Below are 20,765 nucleotides of genomic sequence, written 5' to 3'. Positions count from 1 at the left end.
GCTCCCCTTACTCCTTCTGCAGCTTCGCCACGGCCTCGGCCGCACGAGAGGCGCGCGTCGCGGCATCCACGTCGTCGTCCCACTCGTCGAGCAGAGCGGCGAGACGGCCCGAGATGTACGGGGCCGCGAATGACGTGCCGCTCCAGACGGCGAAGCCGCCGGTGAAGTCGTCGGGGTCGAGGGATTCCCGCCGCTGACCATGCGCATCGCGGCGTGTGACCGCCTGCGCTCCCCCGTCGAAGCTCGGGAACGTCGAGAGCACCGACACCCCGCACGCGTACATGTCGACCCAGGGCGCCGTGTTGCTGAACAGCGCCACGCTGTTGCCGTTCGGATTCTTCGCACCGACCGCGAGCAACGGCGCCGCGCCGTCGTCACTGGGGAACGCCGCCGGGAACATCGGACGGTCGGTCGCGTCATTGCCGGCGCTGCAGACGATCGTCGTGCCGTGCATGGCGATCTTCATGAGCACGGCGCGAAGGCCGTCACTGTACAGCACGTCGTCGGGGTTCTCGTGGTAGTAGCCGAGCGAAAGGTTCAGAACGTCGATCCGGCGCCCGCCGTCCTCGCCGTTCGCCTGGCGGCGCACGAGTTCGGCGACCTGCTCCATGGCCTTCATGAGGTCGGACTCGATGACCCGCCCGAGGCTGTCCGCGATGCGCACGGAGAGGATGTCGGCATCCGGGCACACCTGATGCACGATGCCAGCGAGGAAGGTGCCGTGCCCTGACACGGGATCGATCTCTCCGTCCAGCGGCCCGACCAGGTCGGGATGAAGGTCGGGGGTCGAGCTCGGGTCGCTGATGCCGATCGGGTCACCGTCCAGCGTCACATGGGAGTCCACAACGCCCCCGCCGAACCACGGATGGGGGGCGCACCCGGTGTCCACGATCATCACCACGGGGCGGCGCTTCTTCCGGCGCCGGTCGCGCGCCGGTGCCGCTCCGATCCACGAGATCACCTGTCGCCCGCCGAATCCGGGGAGCGCGTACGCTCCCAGACCCGCTGAGGCGGGGTTCGTCGAGGTGAAGGGATTGGTCGAGGTGAACGGGTTCGTCGACGTGAACGGGTTCGTCGACGTGAACGGGTTCGTCGAGGTGAACGGGTTCGTCGAGGTGAAGGGATTCATGCCGACGGGTGCCACCGTCAGAAGATGGTCGAGCCCCACTCCCGTCAGGTCGACGTTCTCGCGTCGCGCGGCCGTCAGCAGCGCCCACGCGTCCGGCATCGATCCGGCAGCGGCTTCTTCGCCGACGATCTGCAGGCGGGTGGCTGACGCGAGGTCCGCATCGCTGTGCGAAGCGCGGCGGTCGATTCGCACAACGGGCACCGGCGCGAAACGCCAGCCGGCGCGCGCGAAGACCTGGTTCAGCGACGCGGCGACCTCGCCGGCGTCGCGCCCCGCATCGACGAGAAGCCGATCCGGAATGTAGACGGTCGGAAAGAACGTGTCGTCTCCCTGACCCGCCGGAGGTTGCAGCACCGCGCCGAGCGGCCGGATGTTGTTCTCGCGCTGCTGCCAGCTCGCGCCGCGCGGCGTGCGCTCGATCTTGCCGTCACTGCCGTCCTGCACCGCCATGGTGACCTCCTCGCCCGTGCGCTTCTGCGCTGTGATCTCGAACTTTATCCTTCGCCGAGCACACGGGAAGGACGTCGGCTCCCCCGACGCCCTTCCCGCTGGGCTCGGCGATGGCGTCCCCAGTCCGCCCATCTCCGCCGCAGCGCACCGCCGTCGAGGTCGACTCCCCAGTCTGATGACCCCCGGCGCTGCGAACGTCCCACAGTGTTAGAGCCCCCTCATCTGGCCCTGATACGTCGAGTTCAGAAACCGGTGCCGTGCGTTTGGAAGGGCGTGACGAGACCGGTTCGGATGGATGCCGCGGCCAGGGCGTCTGCCGGCACTGCTCCCGCCGCGAGTTCGGCGTGCAGCGCGCCGAGCAGCTCACAGGCGTCATCGTCCGCGACGACGACCGGCGCCGCTATCACGCAACGGGCACCCGCCGCCAGCCAGATGCGTGCCATGCCCACGGCCTCTTCACCCCAACGCACCGATGACCGTCCGCCTTCGCAGGCCGACAGCACGACGACGTCAGGGACGTGGCCGACGCGGTCGATGTCGTACCCGAAAAGTGTGCCGTCGGCCAGCTCGAGGCCCGAGAACAGCGCGTTGTCGACGGCGTGCCGACCGTGTGCCGCGACATGCAGCACATCGACGCGCTCCGCCAGCGCGGCGACCGCGTCGACGGACGCGGCTTTCCCCTCCAGCACCGTCGGCGACGCCCACGCGTCTGCCGCTGCGCGTACCTCTTCACCACCGCGGGCGACGCGCGGGCCGACGCTGAAGCCCGCCGCGTGCATCGAAAAGGGTGCGCCGTGCCTCTCGGCCCATTGCGCCGCCGACCGCGCCAGGGTGAACGCCCGTTCCCTCGCGCCGGGGAGCATCGCCCAGGGGATCCCCGCCAGGATGCCGGGGGCGGTGACGACCATGCGTCGGTCGCCGACCACGCGCAACAGAGGATCCAGCAGAACATCCGAGAGCGTTGCGAGCCTTGCGTCGAGCGAACGTCGGACGACCTCTGCGAGCGGACCCGTGCGCACCGTGGCGACCATGTCGAGGTCTGCGCGCAGACCCGGGAGCTGGGCCCGCGCCGCGGCCGCCCCGGGAAGCGGAATGACCCGCTGCTCCTGGTCCGTCACCACGAGGGCCGTGAGCGCGTCGCCCGTGTATACGTAACTGACCAGCGCTGTATCGCGGCCGAGTGAGGGAACGAACCCTTCCAGGCTCTGACGCTCCCAGGCGGCGCCGGCGGCTGTCTGCGTCCACTGACGCGAGCGCGTCCGTTCGCGCAGCCGCAGAATCCGTGCGGTGTCGACGCCGTCCGGATCGTCGGTGCGCAGCATCCGGAGTTCGGCGAGATCCGCCGCCAGCTCCGGATCATGAGGCGGACGCAGCGGGACGACTTGCTGGCTGAGCTGACGGGCGCGCTCCGACCACTCGAAGATGATGTCGGGGCGTCGGGTGTGAACAGCGCTGCCGAGACCCGCGAACACCAGGTCGTTCCCGTGCATGGCGATCGAAGTCTGCAGGTCGAGGCTGCCGAACGAGCGGCGCCACCCGGTCAACACGTCGAGCCCTTCGGCAGCGGCGCGGCGGACGTCGGCGTATCGACGACGTGCAGCGGCGCGAGCCGCGCGCGCCTCGTACGCCAGCAGCTGCACACGGATGGGCGCGCCCCGTGGCACGCGGATCACCCCGATGCCGTCGGCTCGGCCGTGGCGTGCCCGCCAGACGGCCAGCGTGAGTCGTAGCGCCGCCGCCTCAGCCGGGAAGGCGACCCGATCGAGGAGGGCTGCCGTCGCCTCGACGTCTTCGGCCGAGGGCACGCGTCGCGGATCCGAGAGCCGTCCACCGCCACGCTGCACGCTGCCTCCGCTGAGTCCGGCGCGCATTCGCATCGCGGCCGCCCGCGCCGCCCAGGTCGTATTGCCGAGGGCGATGAAGCGGCGCTCGGCCGCCGTGGCCGTGCGCGCGGCCCCTCGGGGATCGTGCAGAAGCTGCGACGAGGCGAGCTGGAACTCCGCCTCGCCCCGCGATTGCGGCATCCGCTGGGCTCCGAAGACCGCCGCGGCGGCCACCAGCGCGCGTTCCGCATCCCGCGTCAGGCCTGCGTCGCGCAGAACCTCCGCCTCGTCCATGTCGCACACGGCGCCGGCGACCGCCGACGTCGCGGCTCGCGGACGGGCCTCCTGCATTCCGCGCAGGGCCGCCACGAGATCGCCCTGAAGCAGCGCGACGTACGCGCGGTTATGCTGCGCCTGTCCTTCATCGACGGTGAGTCCCGCGTCGGCGAAGATCTCGGCGGCGCGCTCCAGATCGTCCGCGGCACCGGAGGCGTCTCGTCGCTGCAGACGGGTGACGCTGCGGTTCATCCGTGCTCGCGCCTCGGCCACCGGATCGTCCGTCAGCCGGGCGATGGCCGCCGACAGATCGCGCTCCGCGTCATGCAGACGTCCGGCGCCGAGCGCCAGAAGTCCCAGCTGTCCGAGCACCACCGCACGTGTCGACTCGCGGATGCTGTCGCCGGCCAGAGCCGCCCGGCACAACGCTTCGGCTTCGGCCGGGTGCCCTGTGCGCTGGAGTACCACGGCCTGTGTGCCCTTGATCCGCGCTTGCAGGTCGGGATCGTCCGTGCGCTCGGCCGCGCGCTGCAGCGTGCGGCCGGCGAGCGCGAAACGACCGTCGTTGCACTGCTCCACAGCGCGACGATGCAGCTCGACTGCGGTCGGGGTCACGCTCCCATCTTGGCGCAGCCGCCGGTCATAGGAGAATCAGATCTCGAACTGCGGGGTCTGGAACCAGCTCGCCTCGCCCTCGCGCGTGATCGCGAGCCGTACGCGGGTGAGCCCGGCGCGCACCCCGTCGAACGCGAACCGACCGTGTTCGCCGACCTGGCTCTTCTGCTCACGGTCACCCTGGACCAGGCGCACCTCGCGGGCTGCGGCATCCACCCATCCGTCGACGCGATGATCGCCGGCCTCTGTCGCGGTCACGTGCAGCAGCACGCTCGTCTTGCCGTCGCTGAACTGCAGCGTCGACGTGTCGGTCTCGCCGCGCACCTCGGCGTATTCGCCCTCGACGAGGGTGAGCAGCGCGTACTCGCGGCTGAGGTCTTCGACGGCGACAGCGGCGACCATGCGGTCGATGAGTCCGGCCGGCACCGGGTCGCGTTCCTCCCACGCGGAGCGCAGCCGCGCGAACAGCGCCGCGTCGACGGAGAAGTCGTCAGTCTCCATATGCCGCCACCCCCTCATCGCCGAGCAGCGCACGCAGCTTGCTCAGGCAGCGCTGCCGCGTCGGCCCGATCGAGCCGATGGGCATCGCCATGTCCTTCGCGATGCGCGCGTAGTCGGGGCGGTCGTCGAACGCTATGACCCGCAGCAGGCGCCGGCACCGTTCGGCCAGCTGCGCAACAGCCGCCCACAGTCGCTGCGCCTCGTCACTGCGCGACGCGGACGTCTCCGCCGACTCCGCCGCCGGCAGCTGCGGCTCGAGCTCTTCGGTGTCGGTGACGTCGGCGCGTCGCTGCGCCTTGCCGGCGCGCCACGCCTCGCGGCGCGCGCAGGTCGTGAGCCACCCCGACACCGCGCGCGGGTCGGCGATCGTCTCGTGCCTGCGCACGAGCGTCAGCCACGTCGTCTGCACGACGTCTTCGGCGAGCGCGGCATCCACCCCGTACGCTCGCACGACGTGCCAGAGCGTCGGCGTCATCAGGCGGACGAGCTCGTCCATCGCGCGGGTGTCACCCTCACGCCACTGCGCGAACAAGGTGCCGGCGCGCTCCCAGCGCGTCGGCTCGCCGTCGGCCGGCTCTTCGCCGGTCGGCGGTTCGTCAAGGGATGTCACAGTGACAATTGTCTCCACATCTGCGAGAGGAGGGAAGTCGGGCCGCTGATACATGACGACACGAGATTTTTCGACCGGGTGCAGGATGCCGCGGGCCGGCGTGTCGGCCAGAATCCCCTCCGGTGTGCACGCCGCGGTACGCCGCGATCTGGCCCGTTTCGACTCGCTGCGCTCGCTCAACGAGCGGGCGAAGCCCCGTCCGTCGCCTGGGCCACCGACGCCGCTGCGGAGTGGCCGACGTCCGTCTCCTCGTCGCTGTGCGCGCCGAGCACGGCGAGCGCCCGCGCCTGCAGCGTCACAGTGCCGCCCGGCTCGACCGGATGCTCGCCGTTGCCGTGCGCACCGGTCTCGACGAGCAGGTCCCAGCTCGGACTGGCGTGGACCTTCGGGATCGTGAAGTCGATAGCCTCGTCACCCGCGTTGAACAGCACGATGAAGTGCCGATCACGGATCGCGCGGCCCCGGGCATCCCGTTCTCTGATCCCGTCTCCGTTGAGGAACACCCCGATCGCGCGCCCGAAGCCCGAGTCCCAGTCCTCCGGCTGCATCTGCGTGCCGTCGGGGCGCAGCCACGCGATGTCGGGCACCGGACCGCCCTCGTCGCGGCGGATCGGTCTGCCGTCGAAGAACCGGCTGCGCCGGAAGCTGGGATGCTCCCGCCGAAGCTGCGCGAGCCTGGCGGTGAACTCGATGAGGGGCCGGTCCGCGGCATCCCAGTCCACCCATGCCAACTCGTTGTCCTGGTTGTAGGCGTTGTTGTTGCCGTGCTGCGTGCGGCCGAGCTCGTCGCCGTGCGAGAGCATCGGAACACCCTGGCTCAGCAGCAGCGTGGCGATGAAGTTGCGCTGCTGGCGGGCGCGCACCGCGAGCACATCGGCGTTGTCGGTGGGGCCTTCGATGCCGCAGTTCCACGACCTGTTGTCGTCGGTGCCGTCGCGGTTCTCCTCGCCGTTGGCCTCGTTGTGCTTCTCGTTGTATGAGACGAGGTCGCTCAGCGTGAACCCGTCGTGGGCCGTGACGAAGTTGATGGATGCCACGGGCCGACGCCCCGAATGCACGTACAGGTCGCTCGACCCGGTCAGCCGCGATGCGAACTCGCCGAGAGCCTGCGGCTCGCCGCGCCAGAAGTCTCGGACGGTGTCGCGGTACTGGCCGTTCCACTCGGTCCACAGCGGTGGGAAGTTGCCGACCTGGTAGCCGCCGGGGCCGACGTCCCACGGCTCGGCGATGAGCTTGACCTGCGAGATCACCGGGTCCTGCTGCACGATGTCGAAGAAGGCGGAGAGCCGGTCGACCTCGTAGAACTCGCGCGCGAGCGTCGAGGCCAGGTCGAAGCGGAACCCGTCGACGTGCATCTCGAGCACCCAGTAGCGCAGCGAGTCCATGATCAGCTGCAGCGTGTGCGGGTGGCTGACGTTCAGGCTGTTGCCGGTGCCGGTGTAGTCGGTGTACTTCGACGGGTCCTTCTCGTCGAGCTTGTAGTAGGCGCGGTTGTCGATGCCGCGCATGCTCAGCGTCGGGCCGAGCTCATTGCCCTCGGCGGTGTGGTTGTAGACCACGTCGAGGATCACCTCGATGCCCGCCGCATGCAGCGCGCGCACCATCGCCTTGAACTCCTGCACCTGCTGCCCGCGCTGGCCGGTCGACGAGTAGCCGTTGTGCGGCGCGAGGAAGGCGATGGTGTTGTAGCCCCAGTAGTTCGAGTGCCCGTCGGCGGCGCTGGGGGCCGTGAACTGGTGCACGGGCATCAGCTCGATGGCGGTGACGCCGATCCTCTGCAGGTGCGCGATGATCGCCGGATGCGCGATGCCGCTGTACGTGCCCCGGATCTCGTCGGGGACGTCGGGATGCCGCTGCGTCAGACCCTTCACGTGGGCCTCGTAGATGAGGGTCTCGGCGTACGGCGTGCGGGGCATCCGGTCGCCGCGCCAGTCGAAGTACGGGTTGATGACCACGCACGTCATGGTGAGGTCGGCCGAGTCGCGGTCGTCGGGTGTCGTCGGGTCGTCCGGGTCGCCGCCGTTGAGTGCCGGGTCATTGACGATCTGCCCCTCGACGGCCTTCGCGTAGGGATCGATCAGCAGCTTCGCCGGGTTGAACCGGTTGCCGTTCGCTGGGTCGTACTCGCCGTGCACCCGGTAGCCGTAGCGCTGGCCGGGACCGATCTGCGGAAGGTACGTGTGCCACACGTAGCCGTCGACGTCGACGAGCTCGATGCGGACCTCGGCGCCGGCGTCGTCGAACAGACACAGCTCGACGCGATGCGCCCCCTCGCTGAACAGCGCGAAGTTCGTGCCGTTGCCGTCGTACGTCGCCCCCAACGGATAAGCGGTTCCAGGCCAGGTCTCCACGGGTTCCCCTTCCTGACCCGGTCAACGTTACCCCGGCGGCGCCCCGCCCCTCGCTACGTGCGAGGTCGCACCGCCCGGCCAGAGACCCTACGCGAGCAGCGCCAGCGTGCGAGCAGCGCCAGCGCGCGAGCAGCGCCAGCGCGCGAGCAGCAAATTCATATGGAACTGTCTCGTGCACATCAAACTGTCGCCGGTTTGGTGTGCGTGGGACAAATTCATATGAATCCGCCGAGAAGGAAGCGCGGGCAGGAGAAGGAGCGGGCGGGAGAGAGGGCGGCGACGGGGGCGCGCGTCAGGTGGCGCCGGGAGCGGGATGCCGCAGCAGCTCGACCCGCTCGTCGAGATAGGCGGCCAGGTCGCTCTCGCCGCCGGCGCGACTCCACCGGACCCGCGGCATCCCCTCGACGACCCGCACCGGTCCCGATGCCTCGCCCTGCGCGAGCACGTCGAAGTCGATGGGCGTCCAGCCGATGTGCACGACCTCACCCTCGGCGAATCCGCCGCGGAAAGCGGCTCCCGCCAGCGCGTCGCGCTCGCGCTGCGACTCCGCGGTGAAGCCACGCCGCACTTCTTCGCGCGCCCGCACGATCTCGCCCGTTGCGTACAGCGCGTCATCGCCCAGCAGCAGCACGCCCAGGTGCCAGGCTGCCAGTCGCGGCACGATGCGCGGCGCCCGCGCGATCCCGAGCAGCCGGCGTGGCTGCACGAGCTCGCCGAGCCGCTCCTGCCGCATCCCGGCGAGGCGCTGGCGCGCGGCATCCAGGATCGCGGCGAGCTCCATCAGGCCAGGGTATCGGCGGGCAGGATGTTCAGAACCCCGTCGATCCACCGCCTTGCGGCGGCGAAAGCCGTCGCCGGGGCCGCCCACGGCACAGATCGGCTGAGTTCTGAGCAGCACGGGCGCGGCGCGCAGAGCCACGCGCAGCCGCGCACGAACAACCCGCGCGGGCCGGCACCCCCCCTCAGACCGTGATGACCCGCCCGTCGCCGCGCGGAGCCTCGAGCTGCTTCTGACCGCCGTGCAGCTCCTGGTGCAGACGCTCCATGCGCGCGTCGAGCAGCGCCGCGGACTCGGCGGCGTCCTTGAGCTCATCGGTCAGCTCGGAGGGCACCTGGCAGTCGTACTTGTAGTAGATCTTGTGCTCGAGACTGGCCCAGAAATCCATCGCTATCGTGCGGAACTGCACCTCGACCGGCACGCTCAGCGTTCCGGTGGACAGGAACACCGGCACCTCGAGGATCGCGTGCAGGCTCTTGTACCCATTGGGCTTCGGGTGCGCGATGTAGTCCTTGACCCGCCGCACCGAGATGTCGGCCTGCGCGGTCAGCAGGTCGAAGAGCCGGTACGCGTCGGCGGTGAAACTCGTCGTGATGCGGATGCCGGCGATGTCGGTGATGCGCGACCGGATGCTCTCGAAGTCGGGCTCGATGCCCTTACGGCTGACCTTCTCGACGAGGCTGTCGGGCGTTTTCACACGGCTCGACACGTGCTCGATCGGGTTGTAATCGTGCATGTACTGGAACTCGTCGCGCAGGATGTCGATCTTCGTCGAGACCTCCTGCAGTCCGAACCGGTACGGCAGCAAGAACCTCTGCAGTTCATCGCGCACCGACCGCAATTGCGAAGGTGAGACTTCCACGGGCTCATCGAGATCAGACGGGGTCTGCATAGCACTCACCGTACGGCGGACGTCTGACAGTCAGGTCAGCATCGGATGAGGGGATGCCGCGCGCCGGCGCCCTAGCGCGGGCTCCAGCCGCCCCCAGCACCATGATGCCGACGCACAACCTGAGAATCGTGCATGAATGCAATCTTGCATTTGTGCACCGAGCCGCAGCGGCGTGACAATCGTCCGGTGACACAAACCCTCGGACTGCGCGAGCGCAAGCGCGCCGACACCCGTCGCCGCATCGAACGGGCGGCGATCGAGATCGTCGACGACCACGGCCTCGACGCGCTCACGATCGATGCGATCAGCGAGCGCGCCGACGTGTCGCCGCGTACCTTCTTCAACTACTTCGACAGCAAAGAGGACGCGGTGCTGGGCCTGCGCCCCGAAGACGACACCCGCCGCACCGTGGCCGAGGTCGTGGGCGAGGTGCCCGCGGGTCCGCTGCCCGAGCAGGTCATCGATCTGCTGGTGCGCGTGAGCGACGGGCCGGGCCTCGACCGCGACATCCGGGATCGCCGGCACCGCGTCATCCATGCCCATCCCGCGCTGCTGCAGCGGCACTTCCTGCACATGGGACGCATGCTCGCCCCGCTCACCGACGGCGTGGCCCAGCTGGTCGCGCACGCCGACGGTGTGGAAGTCGAGATCGCGGGGATGGATGCCGCAGCCGCCGGCACCGCGAACGGGCCGATTCCGGGCTGCGGCGATGACCGCGCCGTCTCGAACGGCCCCGCCGAGATCCTCCTCATGATGTGCGGGGCCGCCCTGCGCTCCGCGATGCTCGACCTCACCCGAGAGCGGGCAGACCTGACCACCGACGAATCAGCCGCCGAACTGCGCGTCCGCGCCACGGCGCTGCTGCACGACACGATCGAAAGACTGCGATGAGCACGACCGAACCCGAACCCGTCCGTGAGCCGCATCACACCCGCAACATCCTGCTGGTGTTCGCGGGCCTGATGGTCACGATGCTGCTGGCATCGCTCGACCAGACGATCTTCTCCACCGCGCTGCCCACCATCGTCGGCGACCTCGACGGGGTCGACGAGATGAGCTGGGTCATCACTATCTACATCCTCGCCTCGACGATCATGCTGCCCGTCTATGGAAAGCTCGGCGACCTCATCGGCCGCAAGGGCATCTTCATCGGTGCGATCGCGGTGTTCATCATCGGCTCGATCATCGGCGGCTGGGCGCAGGACATGACCTGGCTCATCATCGGCCGCGGTGTACAGGGCATCGGCGGCGGCGGGCTCATGATCCTGTCGCAGGCGATCATCGCCGACGTCGTCCCGGCCCGCGAGCGCGGCAAGTACATGGGCATCATGGGCGGCGTCTTCGCTATCTCGTCCGTGGCGGGCCCGCTGCTCGGCGGCTGGTTCACGGACGACCTCACCTGGCGCTGGGGCCTGTGGATGAACATCCCGCTCGGCATCCTCGCCATCCTCGCCGCGATCTTCTTCTTGCACCTACCCGCGCACTCCAAGCGCAAGATGCGGCTCGATGTCTTCGGCATCGCGCTGCTGGCCCTGGCATCCACCGGCATCGTCCTCATCAGCACGTGGGGCGGCCACGATGCCCCCCACGGCTACGCCTGGGACTCGCCGCAGATCATCGGGCTCATCATCGGGACCGTCGTCGCCGCCGTCGCGTTCGTCTTCGTCGAGTTGCGCGTGGCCGAGCCGGTCATGCCGATGCACCTGTTCCGCAAGCTGAACTTCAACCTGATGACCGCCGCGGGACTCGCGATCGGCGTGGCGATGTTCGGTGCCCTCGGCTACATCCCGACGTACCTGCAGATGGTGACGGGCGCGAACGCGACGCAGTCGGGCCTGCTGATGATCCCGATGATGGGCACCGTGCTGATCGCCTCGATCATCTCGGGGGCCCTCGTCACCCGCACCGGGCGCTATAAGTGGGCGCCGATCGCCGGCACCCTCGTCACTGCCGGCGGGATGCTGCTGCTCTCGACGATGACCAGCGACCTGCCGGTCTGGGTGATGTGCAGCTACCTCGCCGTCATGGGCCTCGGGCTCGGCCTGTGCATGCAGATCTTCGTGTTGGTCGTGCAGAACACGTTCCCGAGCTCGGAGGTCGGCGTGGCCACCTCGACGAACAACTACTTCCGTCAGATCGGAGCCTCGCTCGGCTCGGCGATCGTCGGCAGCCTGTTCACCGCGCGCCTGATCGACCTGCTCGCCGAGCGGATGCCGGCCGGCGCCGCGGGGCAGACCGGCTCGACGAACAGCCTGACCCCCGAACTGGTCAAGGGGCTGCCCGACGCCATCCGCGACATCGTCGTGGGCGCGTACAACGACGCGCTGACGCCGATCTTCCTGTACATCCTGCCGCTCGTGCTCGTGGCCACCGTGCTGGTGTGCTTCGTCAAGGAAGTGCCGTTGAAGAAGACCATCGACCGCGGCGACGTCACCGCTGAGAGTCTCGAGATCGACGGTTCGAACGCCGTCGCAGCCACGACCGGAGCGATCGGCGTCCTCGAGAAGGAGTGATGGGGGGCGGGATGCCGCGGGCCGGTGCGCCGCGGCATCCCGACAGCCGTACGACCTCGCGGAAACGGGTACGACCTCGCGGGAACGGGTACGACCTCGCGGAAACAGGTGCGACCTCGCGGAAGGGCGCGGGCGGGTCAGGGCGCGGGGGGCGCGGAGACCACGCCGAGCAGACGCAGGTACTGCCACACGTCGTCGACGATGAGGTTCGTGTCGGCGTTGTAGATCGACTGGATCTGCAGGCCGTCGGCGATCGCTATCAGGTGCTCGGCCGCCACCCGCGCGTCGACCCGCACGGCATCGGCGGGCAGGTACGAGAACTCCTCCTCGAAGCCGTGAGCCAGCAGTTCGACCAGCGTGCGGTAGCGGGCCACGAAGTGCTCGTGCGCGGGGTGCGCCGGGTCCGACGCCTCGGTCGAGATCTTCAGGAACAGCGGCACCGCGCCCTGCTCGCGCGCGTTGACCTGCAGGCGATGGACCATCCAGCGCAGCGCGGGCGCGTGCAGTCCGCCGTATTCGGCGTCGGCCTCGTGATCCGTCGCGAGGAACGCCGCGGCGGCCTCGCGCTCGATCTCATCGCGGTGGACCATCAGCTCGGCGAGCAGCTCGTCCTTCGACGAGAAGTAGTGCAGCACGGTCACGTGCGTGATGCCCACCTCGGCCGCGATGTCGCGCAGCGAGACGGCCTGGTATCCACGCTCGCCGAACAACCGGAACGCCGCATCGAAGATGCGCTGCCGCGTGCGCTGCCCCTTGGTCAGCTTGTCGGATGCCGCGGTCGTCACGCGTCGATCGTATCCCGCGGCCGCCGTTGCACCCGCGTCCGTCGATACGCCCGGCATCATGGCAGCTCGCGCGACCGCGCCACGGCGCCCAGCCACTCCAGCGACGGCTTGGCGGTGCGCGCGAAGGTGTCGCGATCGACGGCGACGAGGCCGAACGTGGGTTCCCACCGCCCCCACTCATAGTTGTCGAGCAGACTCCAGTGCAGGTAGCCGCGCACATCGATGCCGTCGGCCAGGCAGTCTGCCAGCCCCCGCAGCGCGCCGGTCGTGTAGGCGATGCGCTCCTCGTCATCGCGCGTGGAGATGCCGTTCTCGGTCACCATGATCGGCACTCCCGGCACCATCGCGGCGGTGTGCCGCAGCGCCTCGCCGAGGGCTTCGGGGCGGTATTCCCAGCCGTTCGAGGTGCGCGGCACCTCGGGCCCGGGCTCGACGAGCCCGTCGGGCCCGAACACTACACGGCTGTAGGCCTGCACGCCGACGAGGTCGTCGCCGACGGCGGCGCGCAGGAAGACGTCCTCGATCGCCTCGGAGCAGGCCGCGGCCGCGTCTTCTCCCCCGGGCAGCCACTGCACGTTCTGGTTGGCCACCGACCAGCCGACGGCCAGCCCGGAGTGCTGCGCGCGCAGCTGCTCGCGCACGGTGTGGTGCACCGCGATCAACGCATCGGTCACCGCGGGGTCGGGCAGCGGCATCCCGCCCCCCAGTCCCTTTGTCAGGTCCACTTCGCCCGAGATGACGCGGTGCATGATCGCGATCATGTTCGGCTCGTTGATCGTGATCGCCGTGCGCACTCCCTCGTCGAGGACGGGGGCGACGCTCTCCAGGTAGCGGCCGAAGCGCTCGGCGGCGTCGGCGCGCAGCCAGCCGCCCCCGGCGAAGAACCAGAGCGGATTGGTGAAGTGGTGCAGCGTCACGACCGGCTCGAGGCCGCGCTCGCGGGCGCCGGCGACCATGCGCCGGTAGTGGTCGACAGCACTCTGCGAGAAGACGCCGTCCTCGGGCTCGATGCGCGCCCACTCGACGCTGAAGCGGTAGGCGTTCAGGCCGGCGGCCGCGGCCAGATCCATGTCCTCCTCCCAGCGGTGCAGACTGTCACAGGCGCGCCCGCTGGGCTGCAGCCGCTCGGGGCGGGTCTGCTCGAGCATCCACCAGTCACTCGTGGTGTTGTCACCCTCGATCTGGTGGGCGGCGGTGGAGGCGCCCACGAGGAAGGAATCGGGAAGTCGCATGGTCTCGCTTTCGGTCATGGTCGGAAGATGTCACGGGAGCGGTGGAAGGCGCCGAACCCCAGACGTTCCCAGACGGGAGCGCTGGATGCCGCGGCCGCCGTCACCCGGTCACGGTCGGCGTCGCCCCACGCCTTCTGCGCGACGAGCGCGAGGCGGGGCAGCAGCAGGGTGGCGGCATCGTCGAGGTCGCGCACGGTCTCACACCACAGCGCCGCCTCGATGCCGGCGACGGTCAGGCCGTTCGCCGCGATGTCGGGCTGGGACTCCGGGTGCCAGTCGAGGATCGACAGGCTCGACGTCGGCTCGTACCCGGGGTTGCCCAGACGCTGCCACGCCTCGTGCTGCGTCGCGTCGAGACTCGCCTCGCTGGGGCGCCGGTCGAGGTAGAGCGGGTCGCTCGACGACACGATGACGCCGACGCCGGCGGCGCCCAGACGCGCGGCGTCGTGCGCCGACTCGGCGAAAAGGGGCGCTGCCTGCGCGATGAGCGCACGGAACTCCACCGGCACGGCGGCCGTGGCCTTCTCGGGGTCGAGCCGGTCGCGGTCGGCGATCCACAGCTGCCCGAGATCGCCGGGCGCGAGCGCGCCGGCACGACTCGCCTCCTGCCAGCCGATGGGCGTCCGTCCCCGCGCACGGATGATGCGGGATGCCGCGGCCACCGTCCGCGCGAAACCCTCGACGCTCGCGCCGAACGCCTCGTCGCCGCCGAGGTGCAGATGCGGTGACGCGAACCGTGCGGCGAGCTCGCCGAAGGCCGCCTGCAGCAGCGCCTCGACGCCCGGATCGTCGGCGTCGATCGCGGTGAGGAAGGGGTGCACGCCGGCGCGCACGGGCACGACGCGGGCCATGCGCGCGGGCACGTGACCGGGCACGTCGACCTCGGGCACGATCGTCACGAACCGGCCGTGCGCGTACGCCTCGAGCGCGTCGAGATCGGCCGCTGTGTACGCATCGTCATCGGCGAGCGCTGCGTACCCGGGTACCGCGAACGCCCATCCCTGGGTGTCGGTGAGGTGCAGGTGCAGCACGTTCAGGCCGTGCACGGCGAGCAGGTCGATGACACGGCACACCTCATCGACCGGGAACCGCCGCCGCACGACGTCGAGCGACAGCCCGCGCCACGCGCGCAGCGGGTGGTCGTCGACCTCGAGCCCGGGCAGCACGTCGCTGCACGCCCCCAACAGGGTGACGAGTCCGCGGAAGTGCCCCTCGGCGCTGCCCGCGGCGATCGTGAGCCGATCGCCCGCCGGGCGGATGCGGTACGCCTCGCTGCACCCGCGGCGCGAGCCGGGGCGCGGGTCGGCGCCCAGCGGCGCCGGTGCCTCCACCCGCTCGTCGACGAGCACGACGTCGGGCGCGGCGCCGCCGGCGGTGACGGTCACGTCGAACGCCGCCGCGGCCAGCGCGGTGACCGCATCGATGATCTCGGGGCGGGCCGCGGCATCCACCCGCAGCACCCGGCCGGGCAGGCGGCGCAACGTCCCGTGCGGGACCACGCGCGCGGGAAGGGGAAGTCCGGTCATGCGACGGCCTGTTCGCGGAACTCCCGGTCGAACGCTTCGCGCCGCGCGCGCTGCCGAGCCGGATCGACGACGGGGGCCGCCAGCAGGAGCTTGCGCGTGTAGGGGTCACGCGGGTGCTCGGTGACCTCGGCGGTGTCGCCGTGCTCGACGATCTCGCCGTGGTGGATGACCGCGACGCGGTGGCTCAGGTGCCGCACGACGGTGAGGTCGTGCGAGATGAACAGGTAGGCGACGCCGGTGGACTCCTGGATCTCAGTGAGCAGTTCGAGCACCGCGCCCTGCGTGGTCAAATCGAGCGCCGAGACCGGCTCGTCGCACACGATGAGCTTGGGCTGCAGGGCCAGCGCCCGCGCGATCGCGATGCGCTGGCGCTGACCGCCCGAGAATTCGCGGGGCAGCCGACCCGCCGCCGTGCGCGGCATGCGGACCCGGTCGAGCAGCTCGGCGATGCGGCGGCGCGCGGCATCCTTCCCCACTCCCTGCGCGATCAGCGGCTCGGCCAGCGTCTCGCCGACCGGCAGGGCGGGGTTCAGCGAGGTGTACGGGTCTTGGAAGACCACCTGCAGCTCGCGCGAGAGCCGTCGACGGTGGCGCCTGGTCGCGTGATCGATGCGCCGGCCGTCGAACGAGATAGTGCCGGATGCCACGGGCACCAGTCCCAGCACAGCGCGGCCGATCGTCGTCTTGCCGGAGCCCGACTCGCCGACCAGCCCCAGCGTCTCGCCGGGACGGATGTCGAGCGACACGCCCCTCAGGACCTCGACCCGGGGAGCGCGCAGTCCGCGCCCGGGGAACGACACGTGCAGGTCGCGCACGTCCAGCAGCGGGGTCATGAGGCCTCCTCGATGAGCGCCGGATCGCGCCACGGACCGCGCGTGACCGACTCGTCGGGCACCGATGCGACAAGGCGCTGGGTGTAGGGATGCCGCGGCGCGGTGAGCACCTGGGCCGCCTCGCCCTCTTCGACGATGCGTCCGTCGCTCATCACGCAGACGCGGTCGCAGAGGTCGGCGATCACGCCGAGGTTGTGGGTGACGATGAGCACGCCCACCCCGCGCTCGTCGCGCAGGCGGCGCAGGATGCCGAGCACTTCGGCCTGCACGGTGACGTCGAGCGCGGTGGTCGGCTCGTCGGCGATGATCAGCGCCGGATCGGTCGACAGGGCGCCGGCGATGAGCACGCGCTGGGCCATGCCGCCCGATATCTCATGGGGGTACGAGCGGTACACGCGCTCGGGGTCGGCGATCTCCACCGCACGCAGCAGGTCGAGCACGGTGCGCTTCGCGTCGACACGGCGCATTCCGCCGCCGACGCGCAGCGGCTCGGTCAGCTGCGACCCGATCGTGAACGAGGGGTCGAGGTTGCTCATGGGCTCCTGCGGCACGTAGCCGAGCGCACGCCGGGCGCGTCGGGCGTCGTCGGGGGCGGCATCCACGACCTCCCGCCCTGTCACCAGGATCGACCCCGACCGCACGTACCCGTCGGTCGGGATGATGCCCAGCGCCGAGAACGCCGTCTGGCTCTTGCCCGACCCGGATTCGCCGACCAGGCCCACTATCTGCCCCCGGGCCACATCGAGGTCGACGCCGTGCACGACCTCGATGTCGTCGCCCTCACCCTGCCGGTACGCGACGCGCAGCCCGCGGATCGAGAGCAGGTCGCCACGACCGTCGGCGGGCAGCTCCGCGCGCTCGGCGGCCCGCTGCGCCGCCATCGCCTGGCGGCGTGCGCGAGCGGGCGCCCGGGGCTCGCGGCCCCGATCGTCGAGCGCGTCGCGGATGCCGGCGGCCAGCAGCACGAGCGCGGCGCTGGTCAGGCCCAGTGCGAGTCCCGGCCAGAGCAGCAGCAGCGGCGCGCGGTAGAAGTTCGTGAACGCCTCGTTGAGCATGGCACCCCAGGTGGGGATGTTGCCGCTGCCGATGCCGATGAACTCCAGGCCCGCCTGCAGGCCGATCGCGATACCGCCCACGAGCGCCACCTGGATGATCACGGGTGCCCGCACCACGGTCAGCACGTGCCGAGCGATGATGCGCGCGTCGGATAGGCCAGAGACCCGCGCCGCGTCGACATACAGCTCGCCGCGCACGCCGGCCACCGCCCCGCGCACGAGGCGGAAGAACGACGGCGAGACGAGGAAGCCGAGCACGACCATCAGCACCCACACGGTGGGGCCGAGCACGGCCCGCGACGCCAGCAGGATGATCATGGCCGGCAGCGACATGACGAGGTTGGTCATCCAGTTCGACACCGAGTCGAACCAGCGCCCGCAGTAGCCGGCGATCAGGCCCGCGGGCACGCCGATCACGAGCGCGACGACCAGCGCTATCCCGGCCCCGCCGATGGTGTTCTGCGCGCCGTAGATCAGGCGCGAGAGCACGTCGCGGCCGGCGGAGTCGAAGCCGAGCGGATGGCCGGCTTGGGGGCCCTCGAACGCGTGGATGAGATCGGCCTGGTTCGCGCCGAACGGGGCTATCCAGGGCGCGAGGATCGCCACGAGGACGACGACGAGCAGGAGGGCGGCAGAAATCACCGCAAGCGGACGCGAGAGCAGCGCCCGCCAGATGCCGACGGGGCGGGATGCCTCGGCCTGTGCGAGACCGGCGGTCAGGGGTGCGGCATCCTGTGTCATGACACCCTCGCCTTCGGCAGCAGCGCGCCGATCGCGAGATCGACGAGCAGGTTGATGATGACGACGCCGATCGCGGTGAGCATCACCAGGCCCATGATGATCGGGATGTCGCCCTGCGACGTGTATTTGATGGTCATCGATCCGATGCCGGGCAGTCCGAAGATCTGCTCCACGATGACCGCGCCGCCCAGCAGGCCGACGAACTGCAGACCGAGCACGGTGAGCGCCGGGGCCGAGGCGTTACGCAACACGTGACGGAAGAGGATGCGGCGCCGCGGCAGTCCGCGCGTGGTCAGTGTGCGGATGTAATCGGAGCGCGATACCTCGATGACCGACGAGCGCACCTGCTGGGCGACGCCGGCGACGGCTGCGAGTGACAGCGAGATCACCGGCAGCGTGATCGTCGACAGCCACCCGGTGAACGAAATGGTGATCGGCGTGTAGCCGACGGCGGGGAACCAGCCGAGCTTCACCGCGAAGACGATGACGATCACGATCGTGACGAGAAAGCCGGGCAGCGCGTAGCCGGCGACCGAGAACACCTGCACGAACGTGTCGACACGGCCGCGACGGGTACCGGCCCACACGCCCAGCAGGTAGCCGCACACGGCGGTGACCAGCGTCACGCCGATCATGAGGCTGAGCGTGACCGGCAGACGGTTGCCGATCGCCGTCGTGACGTTCTCGCTCGAGAACCAGGAGCGGCCGAGGTCGCCCTGGACCGCCCGCACCAGCCAGTCGAAGAACTGCACGAGGATGGGCCGGTCCAGGCCCAGCTCGGCGTTCTTGGCATCGATCGCCTGCTGGGTGGCCTGCATGCCGAGCAGCTGGCGGCCGACGTCTTGATTCGGGATCGACAGCAGCACGAACGTCAGCAGCGCGGTCACCAGCAGCAGCGCGATGCTGCCGGTCAGCCGGCGGATGAGGAAGCCGAGCATGGGTGTTCTTTCCGGGTCGGGATCGCGGCGGGGCCCGGGTAGGCCCCGCCGCGACGACTCACTTGCTGAGCGAGTAGTTGTAGATGGACGGGACGGCCATGCCGGCCTGCGGCGCGGCGGTGACGCCGGGCACCGTGACGAGCTCGTACGTCATGCGGTAGAAGGGCACGAACCACGCCTGCTCGACGATGCGCTCGTTCATCTTCTTGTAGAGCTCGGCCGTCTGGTCGGCCGGCAGCGCGCGCGCCTGGGCGGCGAGCTTGTTGACCTGGTCGTCCATGGTGCCGAAGAAGTTGAACGTCCCGGGTGCGATCAGCGTCGAGTAGACGATCCAGTCGTTCGACGACTGGCCCATGTTCATGACCATGCCCGAGAACTTCTTCTCGACGAAGATCTGCTTGAGGGCGGATGCCGCATCCACGTCGGCCCACGTCAGCTTCACGCCGATCTTCGCAAAGTCGGTCTGCAGGGCGCTGGCGATGTTGTCGGTGACGATCGACGTCAGGCGGGGCAGCGTGAGCTCGAAGCCGTTCGGGTAGCCGGCGTCGGCGAGCAGCTGCTTCGCCTTGGCGGGGTCGTACGGGTAGTAGTCGTCGAGCGACGTCTCGTAGCCCTGGCTGTCGACGCCCCAGACCTGGCTGGTGACCTGTCCGCGACCGTCGCGCACGACCTTCAGCAGGGTCTCGCGGTCGATCGCCTCGTTGAGCGCCTGGCGCACCTCGGGCTTGGCGAGCGCGGGCGTGACGGCACCGCCGCGGTCGAACAGCAGAATGCCCTGGAAGTCGAACAGCACGTCCTGGAACGTGAGGTCCTTGTCCTGTTCGGCAGCCAGCTGCTGGTCGGCGGACTGCAGCACCGCGGCGTCGATCTGCCCCGTCTTCAGGCCGTTGACGATCGCATTCTCGTTGTCGAAGACCTGCATCGTCACCGTCGAGAAGTCGGGCGCGGTACCCCAGTAGTCCTTGCGCTGGTCGTACACCCAGGTGGTGCCGATCGCCGTCTTGTCCTTGTCGAGCACATAGGGTCCGGTGCCGTCGGGAGTGGTGACCAGCGCATCCTTCTCGTCGAAGTCGGCGGGGTTGGCCATGAGCCCGGCCGAATCCGAGAGGAAGAACAGCAGGCCGGGGTTGGGCTGCTCGAGCGTGAGGGTGATGTGGCTGTCGTCGACGGCATCCACCGTGACGCCGGCCAGGTTCGCGGCATCCGGTCCCCCGCTGTCACGGAACCGCTCGAGGTTCGCCTTCGCGGCCTTCGCGTCGAACGGGGTGCCATCGTCGAAGGTCACGCCGGTGCGCAGCGTCATGCTGAGCACGGTCTGGTCGTCGTTGTACGACCACTCGGTCGCCAGCATCGGCTTGTAGTCACCGGCGGGTGTGCGCAGGACGAGGGTGTCGTACACCGCCTGGAAGAACGGCAGTGCGCTGCCCGTGGCATCCTTCGGGTCCAGGCTCTGCGGCACGGTCATCGTGGCCAGCCGCAGCGTCTTGTCGTGCGTCGCCGGGGACGCGTCGGCGCCACCGCCCGCGCAGCCCGAGAGCAGCAGCACCGCTGCCACTGCGGCGCCCACGGCGCCGAGAACTCTCTTGTTCATGTACAGACTCCGTTGTGTGTGATTGCAGGCGCCCCGGGTCGAAGCGCGCGATCAGTATGCCACATTTTCTACCAGCTGGTAACTTTTCCCCCGCGAGGTCGTACCTGATCTCGCGAGGTCGTACCT

16 protein-coding genes are annotated in these 20,765 nt (G+C 69.8%); 2 read left to right on the top strand and 14 right to left on the bottom strand.

Annotated elements, in window-relative coordinates:
- Positions 1–7: 7 nt before the first annotated feature.
- From PU630_RS01840 to PU630_RS01810, 7 genes are all read right to left on the bottom strand, one after another.
- On the bottom strand, positions 8–1,579 hold the full coding sequence (locus tag PU630_RS01840; RefSeq protein WP_275278655.1) for a S8 family peptidase: 1,572 nt from the start codon (positions 1,577–1,579) through the stop codon (positions 8–10).
- Between the two features lie 242 nt (positions 1,580–1,821).
- Positions 1,822–4,293: a CHAT domain-containing protein gene (locus tag PU630_RS01835; RefSeq protein ID WP_275278654.1), complete on the bottom strand. Its 2,472-nt coding sequence runs from the start codon at positions 4,291–4,293 to the stop codon at positions 1,822–1,824.
- Between the two features lie 36 nt (positions 4,294–4,329).
- Positions 4,330–4,794 (bottom strand): hypothetical protein, encoded by a 465-nt coding sequence (locus PU630_RS01830; RefSeq protein ID WP_275278653.1) that lies wholly within the window; start codon positions 4,792–4,794, stop codon positions 4,330–4,332.
- Positions 4,784–5,404 carry an RNA polymerase sigma factor gene (locus tag PU630_RS01825; RefSeq protein WP_275278652.1) on the bottom strand — a complete coding sequence of 207 codons (621 nt, stop codon included), beginning with the start codon at positions 5,402–5,404 and terminating at the stop codon, positions 4,784–4,786. The genes PU630_RS01830 and PU630_RS01825 overlap by 11 nt, the downstream gene beginning before the upstream one ends.
- Before the next feature lie 176 nt (positions 5,405–5,580).
- Positions 5,581–7,755: a glycogen debranching protein GlgX gene (gene glgX / locus PU630_RS01820; protein WP_275278651.1), complete on the bottom strand. Its 2,175-nt coding sequence runs from the start codon at positions 7,753–7,755 to the stop codon at positions 5,581–5,583.
- 292 nt (positions 7,756–8,047) lie between these two features.
- Positions 8,048–8,536 (bottom strand): glutaminase, encoded by a 489-nt coding sequence (locus tag PU630_RS01815; RefSeq protein ID WP_275278650.1) that lies wholly within the window; start codon positions 8,534–8,536, stop codon positions 8,048–8,050.
- A 181-nt stretch (positions 8,537–8,717) separates the two neighbouring features.
- The gene (locus tag PU630_RS01810) at positions 8,718–9,425 is read right to left on the bottom strand and encodes a GTP pyrophosphokinase (protein WP_275278649.1); all 708 of its coding nucleotides are present in this window, start codon (positions 9,423–9,425) and stop codon (positions 8,718–8,720) included.
- 186 nt (positions 9,426–9,611) lie between these two features.
- On the opposite strand from PU630_RS01810, the gene PU630_RS01805 reads away from it, so the two are divergent.
- A complete protein-coding gene (locus tag PU630_RS01805) occupies positions 9,612–10,316 on the top strand; it encodes a TetR/AcrR family transcriptional regulator (protein WP_275278648.1) in 705 nt (234 codons plus the stop codon).
- Positions 10,313–11,938 carry an MDR family MFS transporter gene (locus tag PU630_RS01800; protein WP_275278647.1) on the top strand — a complete coding sequence of 542 codons (1,626 nt, stop codon included), beginning with the start codon at positions 10,313–10,315 and terminating at the stop codon, positions 11,936–11,938. The genes PU630_RS01805 and PU630_RS01800 overlap by 4 nt, the downstream gene beginning before the upstream one ends.
- Before the next feature lie 137 nt (positions 11,939–12,075).
- Here PU630_RS01800 and PU630_RS01795 read toward each other — a convergent pair whose 3' ends face one another.
- The 7 genes from PU630_RS01795 to PU630_RS01765 are packed head-to-tail and all read right to left on the bottom strand — an operon-like array spanning position 12,076 to position 20,639.
- Complete coding sequence (locus PU630_RS01795) at positions 12,076–12,723, bottom strand: TetR/AcrR family transcriptional regulator (protein WP_275278646.1); 648 nt, start codon at positions 12,721–12,723, stop codon at positions 12,076–12,078.
- A 56-nt stretch (positions 12,724–12,779) separates the two neighbouring features.
- Complete coding sequence (locus PU630_RS01790) at positions 12,780–13,973, bottom strand: glycoside hydrolase family 1 protein (RefSeq protein ID WP_275278645.1); 1,194 nt, start codon at positions 13,971–13,973, stop codon at positions 12,780–12,782.
- Positions 13,970–15,481 carry a family 20 glycosylhydrolase gene (locus PU630_RS01785; RefSeq protein ID WP_275278644.1) on the bottom strand — a complete coding sequence of 504 codons (1,512 nt, stop codon included), beginning with the start codon at positions 15,479–15,481 and terminating at the stop codon, positions 13,970–13,972. Before PU630_RS01785 ends, PU630_RS01790 begins: the two co-directional genes overlap by 4 nt.
- Positions 15,478–16,314: an ATP-binding cassette domain-containing protein gene (locus PU630_RS01780; protein WP_275278643.1), complete on the bottom strand. Its 837-nt coding sequence runs from the start codon at positions 16,312–16,314 to the stop codon at positions 15,478–15,480. The genes PU630_RS01785 and PU630_RS01780 overlap by 4 nt, the downstream gene beginning before the upstream one ends.
- A complete protein-coding gene (locus tag PU630_RS01775) occupies positions 16,311–18,110 on the bottom strand; it encodes a dipeptide/oligopeptide/nickel ABC transporter permease/ATP-binding protein (protein WP_275278642.1) in 1,800 nt (599 codons plus the stop codon). The genes PU630_RS01780 and PU630_RS01775 overlap by 4 nt, the downstream gene beginning before the upstream one ends.
- A complete protein-coding gene (locus PU630_RS01770; RefSeq protein WP_275278641.1) occupies positions 18,107–19,048 on the bottom strand; it encodes an ABC transporter permease in 942 nt (313 codons plus the stop codon). Before PU630_RS01770 ends, PU630_RS01775 begins: the two co-directional genes overlap by 4 nt.
- A 58-nt stretch (positions 19,049–19,106) precedes the next feature.
- The gene (locus tag PU630_RS01765) at positions 19,107–20,639 is read right to left on the bottom strand and encodes an ABC transporter substrate-binding protein (protein WP_275278640.1); all 1,533 of its coding nucleotides are present in this window, start codon (positions 20,637–20,639) and stop codon (positions 19,107–19,109) included.
- Positions 20,640–20,765 lie beyond the last annotated feature (126 nt).

The organism is Microbacterium horticulturae (genome assembly GCF_029094505.1).
In the GTDB taxonomy this organism is placed as follows: Bacteria; Actinomycetota; Actinomycetes; order Actinomycetales; family Microbacteriaceae; genus Microbacterium; species Microbacterium horticulturae.
This window is presented reverse-complemented; position numbering and strand designations above follow the sequence as displayed.